The sequence below is a fragment of the Brachybacterium sp. FME24 genome (genome assembly GCF_014897705.1).
GTDB lineage: Bacteria > Actinomycetota > Actinomycetes > Actinomycetales > Dermabacteraceae > Brachybacterium.
The window spans coordinates 148,842-163,629 of the sequence record NZ_JABUXV010000008.1; the positions used below are offsets into that span (position 1 = coordinate 148,842).

Below are 14,788 nucleotides of genomic sequence, written 5' to 3' on the forward strand. Positions count from 1 at the left end.
ACGGGATTCCCCCTACAGTGACCGGCGTGGCGTGATCCGCGCCACGGGATCCGACCGGGAAAGGGACCGGTCGGTCGGGGCCGGGAGGGGACTGGATGGACACCGCCACCATCATCGAGGCCGAATCACGCGAGCTGATCCGACGGCGCGGCCTCGATGCGCGCGCCGATCAGCTCGAGCCGCTGATCCGCGAGGTCGTCGCGGACTACGATCACCGTTCGTCCTCAGGCGAGGTCCCCGTCCTTCACGACGACGACACCATGGTCGCCGAGGTCGCGGCCCGGATCGGAGGTTTCGGCCCCCTCCAGGAGATGCTGGACGATCCGACCGTCGAAGAGATCTGGCTGAACTCACCGAGCCAGGTCTTCTGCGCCCGCAACGGGCGCAGCGAGCTGACCACGATCGTGCTCAGCGATACCGAGGTCCGCGGGATCGTCGAACGGATGCTGGTGAGCTCCGGGCGCCGACTGGATCTGAGCACGCCCTTCGTGGACGCCCTGCTGCCCGACGGGTCGCGTCTCCATGTGGTGATCCCCAGCGTGACGCGCACCCACTGGGCCATCAACATCAGAAAATTCGTGGCCAAGGCCTACGACCTCCAGGGGCTGGTCGCCCTCGGGTCCCTCACCACGCAGGCCGCCGACTTCCTCGACGCGGCGATTGCCTCGGGTCTCAACGTCGTCGCCAGTGGCGCGACCGGTGCGGGCAAGACGACCTTCCTGCGCTGTCTCGCGCAATCGGTCGGTGCGCGCGAGCGCGTCGTCACGATCGAGGAGGTCTTCGAGCTGGATCTGGGCCTGCGCGACGTGGTCGCCATGCAGACCCGGCAGGCGAACCTCGAGGGGACCGGCGAGATCTCCATGCGCCGTCTGGTGAAAGAGGCGCTGCGCATGAGGCCCAGCCGCATCATCGTCGGAGAGGTGCGCGAAGCCGAGACCCTGGACATGCTGATCGCCCTCAACAGCGGACTTCCGGGGCTCGCGTCGATCCATGCCAACTCGGCCCGTGACGCCGTCACCAAGCTCTGCACGCTCCCACTGCTCGCCGGGGAGAACGTCTCCAGTCGCTTCGTGGTCCCCACTGTCGCCAGCTCCATCGACCTCGTCGTGCACCTTGACATGCTGGCAGACGGCCGCCGCCGGGTGCGAGAGATCGTCGGTCTCAGCGGCCGTGTGGAGGACGAGATCATCGAGATCTCCGAGCTGTTCTCCCTGCGGGGCGATCGGCTCGTGCGGGGGGACGGCCACCCTCCTCATGCTGATCGGTTCGTCCGCGCCGGGCACGACCTGACGGCACTGCTGGGACGCGCGGAGGCGGCATGAGCGACGGCGCGTTCCTCGGACTCATCGGCGGGCTCGGCCTGCTCGCGATCTGGTGGTCCCTCTGGGAGCAGGAGGGGCAGGAGCCCCGGCGCGGCCGGATCGGCTGGATCATGGATCGCCTGCGCGACGACCTGGTCACCGTCGGACTCACCTCGGTCCCTCCGGTCGCGGTGCCGGCCCTCAGCGCAGGGCTCGGGCTCGTGATCGCGGCGACGTTGTGGGCGATATCCAGCGCCGTCGTCCCCTCCTTGGCCATCGGTGCGGCATCGACGGTGCTGCCGGTGGTGTTCTTGCGTTCCGCCGCCCGCCGCCGCGCGACGGCCATGCGCGAGGTCTGGCCGGAGGCGGTCGACCACGTCAATTCCGCGATCCGTGCCGGGCTCTCCCTCCCCGAGGCACTGGTGCAGCTGGGCAGAAAAGGACCGGAGGAGCTGCGTCCGGCGTTCCATGAGTTCTCCCTGGACTATCAGGCCAGCGGTGACTTCGCAGGCTGCCTCGACCGGCTCAAGGTGCGCCTTGCGGACCCGGTCGGCGACCGAATCGTCGAGGCGCTGCGGATCACCCGCGATGTCGGTGGCACCGATCTCGGCGGGCTCCTGCGTACTCTCGCCGCGTTTCTCCGGGAGGATGCTCGAACCAGGGCCGAGCTGGAGGCACGGCAGTCCTGGACGGTCAACGCAGCACGGCTCGCGCTCGCCGCACCCTGGCTGGTGCTGGCGCTGATGTCGACCCGGCCGCAAGCCGCGCAGGCGTATGACTCCCCGATGGGAATGGCGATGATCGTCATCGGTGCGGCGGTCTCCTTGATCGCCTATCGCGTCATGCTGCAGATCGCGCGCCTCCCGCAGGACGAGCGGGTGCTGAGATGATCGATTCCGGAACAGTCCTGATCGGGGCGCTGCTGGGCTTGCTGCTCGGCACCGGCTTGGCGCTCATCGGCGGCCAGCTGCCCTGGCTGCGGTCGCGGGATCTCGCCGCGCGCATCGACCCCTATCTGCGACGATCGCGCACGGCGTCGCTGTTCAACACCCCGGTCAGCACGAGTCGCGCCCGTCTGGTGCTGGAGAATCTGATGGGTCCGATCGCGCACCGCATCCTGGGCGTTCTCGAGCGGCTCACCGGAGGGGCCGATCAGCTCGAGAGCCGACTCCGTCTTGCCGGTCGTCGCTCCTCCACCGATTCGTTCCGCATCGAGCAGGTCATCCTCGGCGTGATCGGTCTTCTCGCCGGCGTGGCCGTCGCCCTGGTCGCGATCGGCACGCGAGGCGCCAGTCCGCTGCTGGGTCTGTTCATCGTGGCCCTCGGTGCGCTGTCAGGAGTGCTCCTGCGGGACTATCTTCTGGGAGTTGAGATCACACGCCGGGCCTCGCGGATGGCGCGCGAGTTCCCTACCGTCGCCGACCTGCTCGCCCTCGCCGTCGCGGCAGGAGAGAGCCCGATCGCTGCGATGGAACGGGTCGCCCGGACCTCGTCCGGGGCACTGCCCGAGGAGTTCGCGGCAACAGTCGCCGACATCCGGTCCGGCACCAGCGTGTCCCAGGCGCTCACCTCGATGGGCACACGCACGCCCCTGCAGTCCCTGGCGCGGTTCGGAGAAGGAGTCTCCGTGGCGATCGAGCGCGGAACGCCCCTGGCCGACGTGCTGCGTGCGCAGGCGCAGGACGCCCGAGAGTCCTCGAAACGGGATCTGATGGAAACCGCCGGTCGCCGCGAGATCTACATGCTCATGCCCGTCGTGTTCTTCGTGATGCCCCTGGTGATCGTCTTCGCGATCTTCCCGGGCTTGGCCGTCCTGGAGATATCCCTCTGAGCGATCCCATCCGTCCACAGGACCGAAATCGTTCCCGACACGCGCATCACCGCAGACCAGCATCACCAGCAGTCTCATTCCGACCACCCCGGGCACCCGTCCGGATCATCAGCCGAGGAGGCCGATATGACCGTCCACCGAACCCGACTCCACCGTTCGCCCCGCCGCGCCCGCGCACTCACCACATCTCCCGGTCAGGTCGATGCGTCGGGTCGGCCCGGTCTCGCAGCGCGGCTGATCGCACGTCTGGGCTCCGACCGAGGGGACGTGCCCGGCTGGGTCCTCATCACGCTCATGACCGCTGGGATCGTCGTGGCCCTGTGGGCCGTCGCCTCGGACCAGATCGTGCAGATCTTCGAGAACGCCATGGCGCCGTTCCTCGGTGGAAGTCTCTGAGCGGCAGCGCGCTCGAGCACCCCTGCCATGTTGATCACCTCGGAGCCCGACCCCGCTGACCGGTCCCTCTCGGCAGGCCAGGGTTCTCGCGCGCGCAGAGGTCGACGGCTCGCCCGGGCGCTGCGCGCAGAGGAGGGGTCGGCCGTCGCCGAGTTCCCGATGGTCGCGGTACTGATCATCGTGATCGCCCTGGGAGTGGTGCAGGCGGCACTGATCGTGCACACCCGCAACACGCTCATCGACGCGGCGGTCCAAGGCGCCCATCATGCGGCTCTCGTGGGTGCGGCGCCCGAGGACGGCGCGGAGCGCGCCGAGCAGCTGATCGAGGATCGCTTCGGCAGCTCCTTCCAGGTCGACTCCACTGCCGTCCAGAGCGCCGACGGAACCATCGAAGTGGAGATCAGTGCGACGCTTCCGCTGGTGGGGCTGTTCGGGCCCGCCGGGGCCATGAGCGTGGAGGGCCGAGCCCTCGACGAGGAGTCCTGGTGATCCGGGCAGGGCGGGGGAGGTCACCGGTCAGTCCTGCGCGTGGCGGCAGCAGCGATGTCGGCCCCATGATCGGGCCGCGACATCGACGCTCACCGACTCCCAGCAGACTTCGAGCAGAGGACGGCAACACGATCGTCGAGTTCGTCGTGCTCTCGGCCGCGCTGCTGATCCCGTCGCTCTACCTCGTGCTCACCCTGGGCTCCGTCCAAGCAGCAGTGTTCGCGGCGGACACCATCGCTCGTGACGCCGCGCGCATCCACGCCGTCGAGGGCGACCCGCATCGTGCTGCTCAGCGCACCCAGCAGCACACCGCCCTGGTCCTCGAGGACTATCGGCTCGGGGCGAGCGACGTCGTCTCGATCAGCTGCAGCGAGGACCCCTGCTCGACCCCCGGAGGCACGGTCACCGCACAGGTGCGCATCCCCGTCCCGGTGCCGGGCCTCGGTCCGATCCTCGGTGACACCGGGCCGGTCGCCGTCGGCGCCGTCCACGCCGTGCAGGTCGACCAGTACCGGGTGGGGACCTGATGGCGCGGCGCACAGCATGCGGCCCGGCGGGACCACTGCCGCCGTCCGATCGCCACGGATCCAGCGCTGGTGCTCGGCTCCGTTCGAGGCTGCTGGACGCACGCGGATCCATGACCATCCTGACCACAGGCGTGCTCGTCGTCATCCTCATGGTCATCGGTGTCGGGACGGCGATCACCGGCGTCCACCTCGAGCGCACCGAGCTGCAGCACGCCGCGGACAGCGCCGCCCTGGCCGCCTCGCAGGCGGTGGACCCGGTGCGCATCTACGCCTCCGGAGACGGCGCCGCGATCCACGCAGAATCCGCGCGACGGGCAGCGCAGGATCACCTGCGCGAGTACCCCCTGGACACCAGCCGCACCGAGGATCTGCGCATCGCCGATGTCTCCGTCGACGTCGACGGCACCGTCCGCGTGGTCCTGGCCGCGCGGACCCACCCGCCCCTGGCAGGATGGTTCACCCGGGGGACGGGGACATCGATCCCCCTGACCGTCCACGGAGAGGCCAGAGCCCGATGACCCCCACGATCACTGCGCTGCTCGCACCCGACAAGTTCAAGGGAACGCTCAGCGCCGCCGAGGTCGTGGACGCCCTCAGCCGCGGCATCGCGCAGAGCGCACCCCAGGTGCAGCTGCTGTCCTGCCCGATCGCGGACGGGGGCGACGGCACCGTCGACGCCGCGCTCGCCGCCGGCTCGCTGAGCCGTACCACCACGGTGACCGGACCCACGGGACATCCGCGCACCGCGCAGTGGGCGCTCGCCGGGGACGTGGCCGTGGTCGAGCTCGCCGAAGTCGTCGGCCTGCGGGCCCTTCCCGGTGATGTCCTTGCTCCGCGCACAGCCTCCACCCGTGGTCTGGGCGAGCTGATCCTCGCCGCCGCCACGGCCGGTGCCCGCACCGTCATGGTCGGTCTGGGAGGGAGCTCCTCCACGGACGCCGGCGCCGGCCTGCTGCAGGGGCTCGGCGCGCACCTGCTCACCGCCGAGGGCGTCGACATCGCTCCCGGGATCGACGGGCTGGCCACTCTGGCGTCCGCAGATCTCGCTCCTGCGCTCGCCGCTCTCGAGGGCGTGACTCTGATCGCGGCCAGCGACGTCACCAACCCCCTGCTCGGCACGCAGGGAGCGGCGGCCGTGTACGGCCCGCAGAAGGGCCTCACCAACGACGATGTCGACGAGGCCGACCGGGTGCTCGCGGCGGCCGCCGCACTTCTGGATCCACAGCAGAACCACCGTGATCAGGCGGGGGCTGGCGCCGCCGGAGGAACCGGGTACGCCTTGTTCCTGCTCGGAGCCCAGCAGCGCTCCGGGGCCGACGCTGTCTTCGAACTGGTCGGCGTCGACGCGCTGCTCGCCCGCGCCGACGTGGTGGTCACGGGGGAGGGGAAACTGGACCATCAGACCCTGCAGGGCAAGGGGCCCGCGGAGGTCGCGCGGCGAGCACACGCTCAGGGGCTCCCGGTGGCCGCAGTGGCCGGTGTCATCACCCTGGACCCTGCGACGCTGCAGGAGGCAGGCATCACCCGTACCTGGGACCTCGTCACCCGGGCAGGTTCCCCCGAGCAGGCGATCGCCCATGCCCGGGAGTGGCTGGTCGAAGTCGGTCGTGACCTCGGGAGCTGGCTCGCCGGCGTACCTGGCAGAGACGATCACGCCGCGGCGGAGTTGCCGGGTCCGCTCACGATGTGACACGAACCGACGACGATGGGTACGAGCCGTCCCGTCGGCCCGATCCGGGCACCTGCCGTAGACTCTGCGCTCGTGGCTTCCATCGACTTCTCCGCAGAGATCCCCCAGCTCCGGTCGACCTTGTCCTCGATCGAACAGGTGACGGACATCGAGGCGCTCGACGCCAAGATCGCCGACCTGGAGGAGCAGGCGTCGTCCCAGGACCTCTGGGATGACGTCGACAATGCCCAGAAGGTCTCCTCGGCCCTGTCCCATGCGCAGTCGGAGCGTCGCCGCATCAGCGAGCTCTCCCACCGCATCGAGGACATCGAAGTCATGGTCCAGCTCGCTGCCGAGGAGGACGACGCCGACACCCTCGCCGAGGCCGAGCGCGAGCTGGTCTCGATCCACAAGACCCTCGACGAGCTCGAGGTGCGCACACTGCTGGCCGGCGAGTACGACGAGCGCGATGCCGTGGTCACCATCCGCGCCGGCGCCGGCGGCATCGATGCCGCCGACTTCGCCGAGATGCTCCTGCGCATGTACCTGCGCTGGGCGGAGCGCCACGGCTACGCCACCAAGGTCATGGACACGTCCTACGCGGAGGAGGCCGGACTGAAGTCCGTCACCTTCGAGGTCTCCGTGCCCTTCGCCTACGGCACCCTGTCCGTCGAGGGCGGCACGCACCGCCTGGTGCGCATCAGCCCCTTCGACAACCAGGGTCGCCGTCAGACCTCCTTCGCCGCCGTCGAGGTGATCCCGCTGATCGAGTCCACCGACTTCGTCGAGATCCCCGAGAACGACCTCAAGGTCGACGTGTTCCGCTCCTCCGGCCCGGGCGGCCAGTCCGTGAACACGACGGACTCCGCGGTGCGCATGACTCACCTCCCCACCGGCACCGTGGTCTCCATGCAGGACGAGAAATCGCAGATCCAGAACCGTGCCGCCGCGCTGCGGGTCATGCAGTCCCGCCTGCTGCTGCTGAAGAAGGCCGAGGAAGCTGCTGAGCGCAAGGAGCTGGCCGGGAACGTCAAGGCCAGCTGGGGCGACCAGATGCGGTCCTACGTCCTGAACCCGTATCAGATGGTCAAGGACCTGCGCACCGAGTACCAGGAGGGCAACCCCTCTTCGGTCTTCGACGGCGAGATCGACGAGTTCATCGACGCCGGCATCCGCTGGCGCGCAGAGCAGGGCAAGCTCGACTCCTGAGCGAAGGGTTCGGCGTCGGCGAGCCGTGCTCGCGCAACGGGCCCGGTCCGCTGGTGCCGGACGTGACGACTCGCACCCGGGCTTGACCAGGTTTTGACCCTGCCTGTCACCTCTCCTCCGGTTATTCGCCCTCCCGCGCCTCTACGCTGACAGGGCACGACTTTCCCGATGTGAACAGGCACCTGTGATCCGTTTCGACAACGTCACCAAGACGTACATGCGAGGCCAGTACCCCGCGGTGGAGAATCTCGACATCGAGTTCTCCCGTGGGGAGTTCGTCTTCCTCGTCGGGGCCTCCGGCTCCGGGAAGTCCACCATGATGCGCATGGTGCTCAAGGAGACCACCCCCACCCGGGGCACGGTCTACGTGGCCGGACGGGATCTGTCACGGATCTCGTCCTGGCGGGTGCCGGCGCTGCGCCGCGACATCGGCATGGTGTTCCAGGACTTCCGTCTGCTCCCGTCGAAGACCGCCTACCAGAACATCGAGTTCGCCCTCGCCGTGATCGGCACCCCGCGCAAGGTGGTGCGCCACCTGGTGCCCGAGATGCTGGAGATGGTCGGACTCGAGGACAAGGGGAAGCGGCTGCCGCACGAGCTCTCCGGCGGTGAGCAGCAACGCGTGGCCATCGCCCGCGCCTACGTCAACAGGCCCTCGATCCTGCTGGCCGACGAGCCGACGGGCAACCTCGATCCCTCGACCGCAGAGGGCATCCTGGATCTGCTCGCCGAGATCAATGAGCGGGGCACCACTGTGGTCATGGCCACCCACGACCAGTCGGCCGTGGATCGGATGCAGCGACGCGTCGTCGAGATGGTCGGCGGCAAGGTGGTCCGTGACGAGGAGGGCGGTCTCTACGAGACGGTGGCTTCTGCCAGCGTCATCTCCGGCAATCTGCCCGACGATTCCGAACATCGCGCCGAGCACCCGCTGGACGACCCGGAGGACCAGGGTCGGCCCGAGCAGCCCAGCGAGGAGCACCAGGATGTCTCGGATGTCCTGGACGAGGAACTGATCGACGAACGCGATGCCCAGCTGGATCAGGTCGACGACGCGTTCGCCGACGATGAGGACGAGGAGGAGCGGCGATGAGAGCGCGCTACATCCTCGGGGAGATCTTCACCGGTCTCTGGCGGAATATTGCCATGGTGATCTCCGTCGTCATCGTCACGGCGGTCTCGTTGACGTTCGTCGGCACCGGATTGCTGATGCAGAAGCAGATCATGGACATGAAGGAGACCCTGGTCGAGCAGTCCCAGGTGACGATCTATCTGTGCTCACCGCATTCCACGGCCGCGTCGTGCGCGGGAGGGGCGGCGACAGATGCGCAGATCGATTCTGTACGACAGGCTCTCGACGGCGACGTGCTCTCGCCGTACATCGCCTCCTACGACGAGCGCACCTCGGACGAGGCACTCACGATCTATCAGGAGCAGTTCGCGGGGGAAGGATTCGTCTCGAACTTCACCGCCGAGGACATGCCCGTCTCCTTCCACATCACCCTGAAGAACGCGGACGAGTCCGCTGCGGTCGTCGAATTCTTCCAGGGCCGCGACGGCGTCGATGAGGTCACCGACCTCCTCAGCGCCTTCGCTCCGTTCATCGACGTGCTGAACCAGTCCACCCTGTTCGCGCTCGGCCTGGCCGTGCTGATGCTGATCGCAGCCCTGCTGCTGGTCGCCACGACGATCCGCATGTCCGTCGCCAATCGCCGCCGGGAGATCGCGATCATGCGCCTGGTCGGGGCCTCGAACCTCTTCATCCGACTCCCGTTCCTGCTGGAGGGAGCCGTTGCGGCGATCATCGGCGGAGTCATAGCATCAGGGATGCTGTGGATGGGACTGCACTACCTCGTCCAGGGATGGCTCGCCCCGACGCTCGGCAACGAACTCATCACGGTCGGGGTGGCCGACCTGATCTGGGCGGCACCGGTGCTGATCGCTGCGGGCGCCGTGCTCTCGATCGCCTCCTCGGTGGTCTCCTTGAACCGTTACCTGAAGGTGTGAGCATGTCCCAGAGCATCCTGCATCGTCCCTTGACCATCATCGTCACCGCGATGCTGGTCCTCACCCCGATGCTGGCCGGTCCGATGCCGTCGGCCTCCGCCGACGGAGACAAGGATGACAAGGTCGCCGAGCGCGCCACCATCGATCAGGAGCTGGAGGACCTCCGCATCGAGCTCGGCGGAGTCAACGAGGAGCTCGCCGACACGTACCTGGCCCTGGCCGAGACCGAGCTGATGATCCCGCAGGCCCAGCAGGAGCTTGAGGATGCCCAGGCAGAACTGGCCCTCGCACGGGAGGAGGACCAGTTGACCGGTGAGCGGCTCACCGCAGCCCAGGACGAGGAGAAGGAGCTCTCGGGCGACGTCGAGACCGGGCAGGACGAGGTCGACCGCAGCGATGACGAGCTCGCCGAAGTGGCGCTCTCCGCCTACAAGGGCGGCGGTCTGCCCAGCCCTTCGACCATCTACATCGGCGGGGGAAGCCCGCAGGACACCGTGGACCGGTCCATGAATTATCGGATCACGATGGCCTCCCAGGGCAGCCGGCTCGATACCCTGCGCTCCGATCAGGCAGTCACCGAGAACTCCGCGGACCGCCTCACCGCCGTGCGCGAGGAGATCGACGCCCTCAAGCTCGAGGCCGAGGCAGCCGTGGAGCGCACCACCACGGCCGAAGAGGCCGCGGCCACCGCGAAGGCTGATCTTGACGCGCTGTACGCCACCCAGCAGAGCCAGCGGGACGATCTCGAGGCCAAGAAGGTGAAGTACCAGGAGGACGAGGCGAACCTGGAGACCCGCAGCTCCACGCTCGATGAGGAGATCGAGGAGCTCGCGAGCCAGGAACGCGAGCGCGAAGAACGCGCACGTCAGCAGGAGCAGCAGGAGGAGCAGCCTCCGAAGGACAGCGGCGGGGACTCGTCGAACTCCTCCGCGAACACCGGCGGCGGATGGGTCTATCCCGTCAACGACCGCCTGAACTCGAATTTCGGGTGGCGCTACCACCCGATCTACCACACCCGCAAACTCCACGCGGGAGTCGACTTCCCGTCGGCCTGCGGGACGGCTGTGGGCTCCACGCATTCCGGTCGAGTGATTGCTCGCACCTACAACAGCGGCGCTGGCAACAAGATCATCCTCAGTCACGGCATCCACAACGGGAAGCTGGTCACCAGCTCCTACCACCACCTGCAGAGCTACGCCTTGCCGGTGGGTGCGCAGGTCTCCGCCGGGGAGACTGTCGGCTATGTGGGCACCACCGGCTCGTCGACCGGTTGCCATCTCCACTTCGAGATCCAGGAAGATGGCAACTCGATCAATCCGACCAACTACATCTGATCGGCGCGACCACGGTGCGCTCACGATCTTCTGGGCGAGTCCGTGACACCGCTTCTCCCATCGCGAACACGAGTCGGGCGGGCCATATTCGCTCGCGCGCTGCGGTGACCACCGCGTAAGCTGAGACATCCGGTCGTGGCACGAGCCCGATCGGACCACGAACAGCAGATCGACTGCGGAGCGGAGGGACCCCATGGCGGCCAAGAAGGCGGCGAAGAAGGACGCCACGGAGGAGGGCCCCCCGAAGAAGCTCATCGCCTCGAACAAGCGGGCGTATCACGACTACTACATCGACGCGACCTGGGAAGCCGGCATCGTGCTCACCGGCACCGAGGTGAAGTCACTGCGCGACCGCGGTGCCTCCCTGGTCGACGGCTACTGCTTCGTCGAAGGTGGCGAGGTGTGGATGGATACTGTGCACATCGCGCCGTACGTGAAGGGCACCTGGACGAACCACGCTGCACGCCGCAAGCGCAAGCTGCTCATGCACAAGCAGGAGATCGAGAAGCTCGCGAGCAAGTCACGCGAGAAGGGCTTCACGATCGTCCCTCTGCAGATGTACTTCCTGGGCTCGCACGCAAAGGTCGTCATCGGCCTCGCACGCGGCAAGAAGGAATGGGACAAGCGGCAGACCCTGCGCGAGAAGCAGGACCTGCGTGAGGCGCAGCGGGCGATGCGTCAGCGCGAGCTGGCCTGACCATCCGGTCAGGTCCGCGTCGTCAAGCGCGGCGCTCCAGTCGCGCCAGCGTCTGACGGGTCGAGTCGAGCAGGCTCTCCTCCGCGTCGCCGAGGTTCTCTCGCATGAAGAGGGCCCTGCGCGCGTCCTCGAGGGCCGATTCCCACAACGCGGTCATGGCGAGGTTCCGGCCCCCGTCCCGCTCGGAGAGCGCATGCTCGAACCGGCACTTCGCGCGATGCTGGAACACAGCGGCGAGCACGGACAAGGAGGACGTCGACGTCGGGTCGTCGAACCCGGTCTCCTCCGCCGCCAGGTCGAGCTGCTCCTCGGCAGGGAGGAAAGCCCCCTGCCATTGCAGGACGTGCGCATAGCGGGTGCGTCGAACCGCGCGCACCAGTGCGGGAAGACCGGTGTCCTCGAGAGAGCGGCGACCTGCGATCGCGGCCTCGTCCAGCCGGCCGAGCATCCTCAGATAGGCGACCGTTCTGGGGTCCTGCGGGTTCGTCGCACACCAGTCGGCGAGGGCGGCCGGCTCCTCGACCACTTCCCGCAGGGTGTCATCATCGAGAGTCACCTGCACGCCTGCTGCGGAGAATGCGATCATCACGCCATCATGGCGCGAGTGGCCCTCGTGGTCCAGGGTGCGGCGGCTTCGCCGTGAGCTGAGGAATATTGACTTCAGATCGCGGCCCGGTCGAGGTAGACTCGTTCCACGACGTACCGGTTCGCCGTGCGTCAGTGGGATGTTGACAACTGAAGAGTGAGTGCAAGGACGGTCCTTCAGGACCGTCGATTTCTGTGCTGCAGACCCATGCTAGGGGCCGATCGGTTTCGACGGTAGTTGTCCAGCAAGGGGAAGCGGGCCGAGAATCCAGAGTCATCTCGTTAATGTCCTCTGGAAAACAACAAGTGCCGAACCAAAGCGCACTGACTTCGCTCTCGCTGCCTGATCAGCGTTAGCAGTCTGGAACCCCGGGTTTGCTCCTGACCCGGATCGTTCCATCATCTAAGGAGCCACTGCTGCCGACCTTCGTCATCGAGGTCGGATGAACACCTCAGAGTGACTGAGTCCGTCGACGACGCGTCCGTACGATCGTCGGGACTGAGAAAACGCTAAAACGGACTGCGCCCGGAGAAGCCCTGGCTCCGCACTATCGGACGCGGGTTCGATTCCCGCCGGCTCCACCATTGCACTCACTATGAAAGGCCCCCTCACCTGCGCTGATGCGCGGGGGAGGGGGCCTTCTTCATGCCCGAGATCAGCAGGCGTCGTAGGTCAGCCCGTGTCCCAACTGGTAGCGGTTCCCGTCCGCGTCGACGTAGACGTACGGGCGCCCGTCCATATGCTGTTCCTTGGCGTAGCCGGGCACATCGTTCGGGGATGCGCACCGGCCCTCCCCGTCGACGGCGATCGCGCCGGCATCGATCGGGAACGTGATCGGGAGGCGTCCGCTGGGGGAGTAGCCGCCGAGCGCCGCGTCGACCACCGTCGCGTAATCGGATTCGAAGCCGATCAGCAGGCCGTCGGCCAGGGGCTCGATCGAGTCCAACAGCCACGGGTACATCGCGTTCAGCCCGATGACCATCGTGTCGACGCTCTCGCGGATCTGGCGCACCTTGGCGATGTCCACCTGCGAATGGTCGTCGATCGCGAGATCGGCGATGCCCACGAACTCGAAGTAGGCGCCGACGAACGGCTTCATGAGCACGATCGCGACGTCGGCGCGACGGAAGTCGGTGGTGAACTCGATCTCGGGGTGCGCCAGCTCGAGCTTCCCTCGCAGCGCATCGAGCGCCTTGACGGTGATGCCCTGCTCCATGAGCTCCACATAGACCGTCCTCCCGGCGAGCACCTCGGGCCGCAGTGGCAGCGTCGAGTCGTGGTTCTTGGCGAGCACCACCGAGCGACGGTGCGCCTCCGCGGCCGCGGCCGTCGCCTCGGCGCCCGCGACCACGCGGTCCGCCTCCTCGGGATCCGCATACGGGTTCTCGAACAGGCCGAGGGCGAACAGCTCCTCGAGAAGCAGTCGGGCCGCCTCGTCGAGGCGCTCCGCGGTGAAGTGTCCGCTGACGAAGGCTTCACGGACGGAGAGGATGTCATTGGTGTCGGCGAACATATCGGTGCCGGCCATGACGGCCCGCCCGACGCGCTCGGCCGGAGTGAGGTCCTCGACGCCCCAGGCCATCTTCGACAGGATGCCGGAGTCGGAGTTGATGTAGCCGCGATGGCCCATGGCGCGCAGCAGGCCGAGGACTTCACGGTTGAAGGCGAAGCCGACCTGCTCGAAATCCGTGAGGCGGCCCTGCGGGGTCGAGGACTTCTCCTCCGAGGGGATCGCGTAGTACGGCATGATCGACGACGTGCCGGCCTCGATCGCCGCCTGGAACGGCGGAAGGTGGTACTTCTCGAGGGATCCGGGCGTCGGGTAGATGTTCAAGCTGCCCTCCGCGTAGTGCGGATCGGTGCCGTTCTCACGGGCGCCTCCACCGGGGAAGTGCTTCGTGGTCAGGGCGACGCCCTGGGCCGACGGACCATCCTCCCCCTGGAAACCACGCACGATCGCCGCCATCGCCGACGCGACGAATGCAGGGTCCTCGCCGAAGGTCCCCTGGCCTCGGAACCAGCGCGGGTCGGTGAAGACGTCGGCCATGTACATGTAGCCCTTGCGCAGTCCGGCGGCGAACCATTCGGCGCGGGAATGCTCGGCGAAGGATTCGATGACCTCGAGGGAACCTGTCGCGGCGAGACCGAGAGTGCCCGGCCACTGCGTGAACGGCTGGTCCTGAGGCGTGGCGCCCATCTTGAAACCGCCGGCCTCGTTCTTCGAGTTCGCGGCGACGACCACCGGGATACCCCAGCGGGTCGCCTCGGCCACCTCGTTCATCGCATTGATCCAGGTGGCGATCCGTGAACCGGTGGGCTCCTCGCGCATGATGAAGTGCCGCATGTGCAGGGACTCGATCATCTGGGTGGTCCCCTCGAAGGGGAGACCCGCGCTGGTGTGCGGATCGAGCTTGATCGGCAGGTACTGCTCGTCGAGCACCCCGTCGTGGCTGGTGAACGCCGAATTGTGCTGGGAGATGCCCATCGGCCGGGAGCTGATGACCATCAGCCCGATCTTCTCCTCGGGCGACATCCTCGAGGCGAGGTCAGCGGCGCGCTCGGCCGTACCCAGCCGCCAGTCCTCGAACGGGGTGAGCTCACCGTCACCGTCGAGGTCGCGAAAGCGCAGTCCGTCGACCTCGATGATCTGCTTGACGCGGGAGGAGATAGAGGCCTGCTGTGGCATGGGTGCTCCTGGAACGGGTGCGCGGGTGCGGTCGGGAGAGTGCTGCGGGTCGGGCC

General features: G+C 67.7%; 15 protein-coding genes and 1 other RNA gene. 14 read left to right on the forward strand and 2 right to left on the reverse strand.

The features are described 5' to 3' along the window. Positions 1–95: 95 nt before the first annotated feature. The 13 genes from INT51_RS10895 to smpB all read left to right on the forward strand — a co-directional run bounded on the left by INT51_RS10895 (position 96) and on the right by smpB (position 11,460). Positions 96–1,322 (forward strand): CpaF family protein, encoded by a 1,227-nt coding sequence (locus INT51_RS10895; RefSeq protein ID WP_193105323.1) that lies wholly within the window; start codon positions 96–98, stop codon positions 1,320–1,322. Then, positions 1,319–2,191, forward strand: a complete 873-nt coding sequence (locus tag INT51_RS10900) for a type II secretion system F family protein (protein WP_193105324.1) — start codon at positions 1,319–1,321, stop codon at positions 2,189–2,191. Before INT51_RS10895 ends, INT51_RS10900 begins: the two co-directional genes overlap by 4 nt. Then, the gene (locus INT51_RS10905) at positions 2,188–3,132 is read left to right on the forward strand and encodes a type II secretion system F family protein (protein WP_193105325.1); all 945 of its coding nucleotides are present in this window, start codon (positions 2,188–2,190) and stop codon (positions 3,130–3,132) included. The genes INT51_RS10900 and INT51_RS10905 overlap by 4 nt, the downstream gene beginning before the upstream one ends. 126 nt (positions 3,133–3,258) lie before the next feature. Beyond that, on the forward strand, positions 3,259–3,528 hold the full coding sequence (locus INT51_RS10910; RefSeq protein ID WP_193105326.1) for a hypothetical protein: 270 nt from the start codon (positions 3,259–3,261) through the stop codon (positions 3,526–3,528). 27 nt (positions 3,529–3,555) lie between these two features. Beyond that, positions 3,556–4,017 (forward strand): TadE family protein, encoded by a 462-nt coding sequence (locus INT51_RS10915; protein ID WP_193105327.1) that lies wholly within the window; start codon positions 3,556–3,558, stop codon positions 4,015–4,017. 65 nt (positions 4,018–4,082) lie between these two features. After that, on the forward strand, positions 4,083–4,544 hold the full coding sequence (locus INT51_RS10920; RefSeq protein ID WP_193105328.1) for a hypothetical protein: 462 nt from the start codon (positions 4,083–4,085) through the stop codon (positions 4,542–4,544). A 110-nt stretch (positions 4,545–4,654) separates the two neighbouring features. Continuing rightward, positions 4,655–5,062, forward strand: a complete 408-nt coding sequence (locus INT51_RS10925) for a pilus assembly protein TadG-related protein (RefSeq protein WP_226832232.1) — start codon at positions 4,655–4,657, stop codon at positions 5,060–5,062. After that, positions 5,059–6,234, forward strand: coding sequence for a glycerate kinase (locus tag INT51_RS10930; RefSeq protein ID WP_193105330.1), 1,176 nt, complete (start codon positions 5,059–5,061; stop codon positions 6,232–6,234). The genes INT51_RS10925 and INT51_RS10930 overlap by 4 nt, the downstream gene beginning before the upstream one ends. A 72-nt stretch (positions 6,235–6,306) precedes the next feature. Next, on the forward strand, positions 6,307–7,422 hold the full coding sequence (prfB, locus tag INT51_RS10935) for a peptide chain release factor 2 (protein ID WP_193105331.1): 1,116 nt from the start codon (positions 6,307–6,309) through the stop codon (positions 7,420–7,422). Positions 7,423–7,606: 184 nt separating this feature from the next. Then, on the forward strand, positions 7,607–8,515 hold the full coding sequence (ftsE, locus tag INT51_RS10940) for a cell division ATP-binding protein FtsE (RefSeq protein ID WP_193105332.1): 909 nt from the start codon (positions 7,607–7,609) through the stop codon (positions 8,513–8,515). Then, positions 8,512–9,429, forward strand: a complete 918-nt coding sequence (ftsX, locus tag INT51_RS10945) for a permease-like cell division protein FtsX (protein ID WP_193105333.1) — start codon at positions 8,512–8,514, stop codon at positions 9,427–9,429. Before ftsE ends, ftsX begins: the two co-directional genes overlap by 4 nt. Positions 9,430–9,431: 2 nt before the next feature. Continuing rightward, positions 9,432–10,763: a murein hydrolase activator EnvC gene (locus tag INT51_RS10950; RefSeq protein ID WP_193105334.1), complete on the forward strand. Its 1,332-nt coding sequence runs from the start codon at positions 9,432–9,434 to the stop codon at positions 10,761–10,763. 193 nt (positions 10,764–10,956) lie between these two features. Then, the gene (gene smpB / locus INT51_RS10955) at positions 10,957–11,460 is read left to right on the forward strand and encodes an SsrA-binding protein SmpB (protein WP_193105335.1); all 504 of its coding nucleotides are present in this window, start codon (positions 10,957–10,959) and stop codon (positions 11,458–11,460) included. Positions 11,461–11,482: 22 nt separating this feature from the next. Here the strand turns inward: smpB and INT51_RS10960 are convergent, their stop codons facing one another. Further along, positions 11,483–12,046 (reverse strand): hypothetical protein, encoded by a 564-nt coding sequence (locus INT51_RS10960; protein WP_193105336.1) that lies wholly within the window; start codon positions 12,044–12,046, stop codon positions 11,483–11,485. Between the two features lie 213 nt (positions 12,047–12,259). Between INT51_RS10960 and ssrA the strand changes: the two genes are divergently transcribed. Beyond that, positions 12,260–12,630: a transfer-messenger RNA gene (gene ssrA, locus INT51_RS10965) on the forward strand. A 71-nt stretch (positions 12,631–12,701) separates the two neighbouring features. Here the strand turns inward: ssrA and INT51_RS10970 are convergent. Then, a complete protein-coding gene (locus INT51_RS10970) occupies positions 12,702–14,732 on the reverse strand; it encodes a glycoside hydrolase family 3 N-terminal domain-containing protein (RefSeq protein ID WP_193105337.1) in 2,031 nt (676 codons plus the stop codon). Between the last annotated feature and the right edge of the window lie 56 nt (positions 14,733–14,788).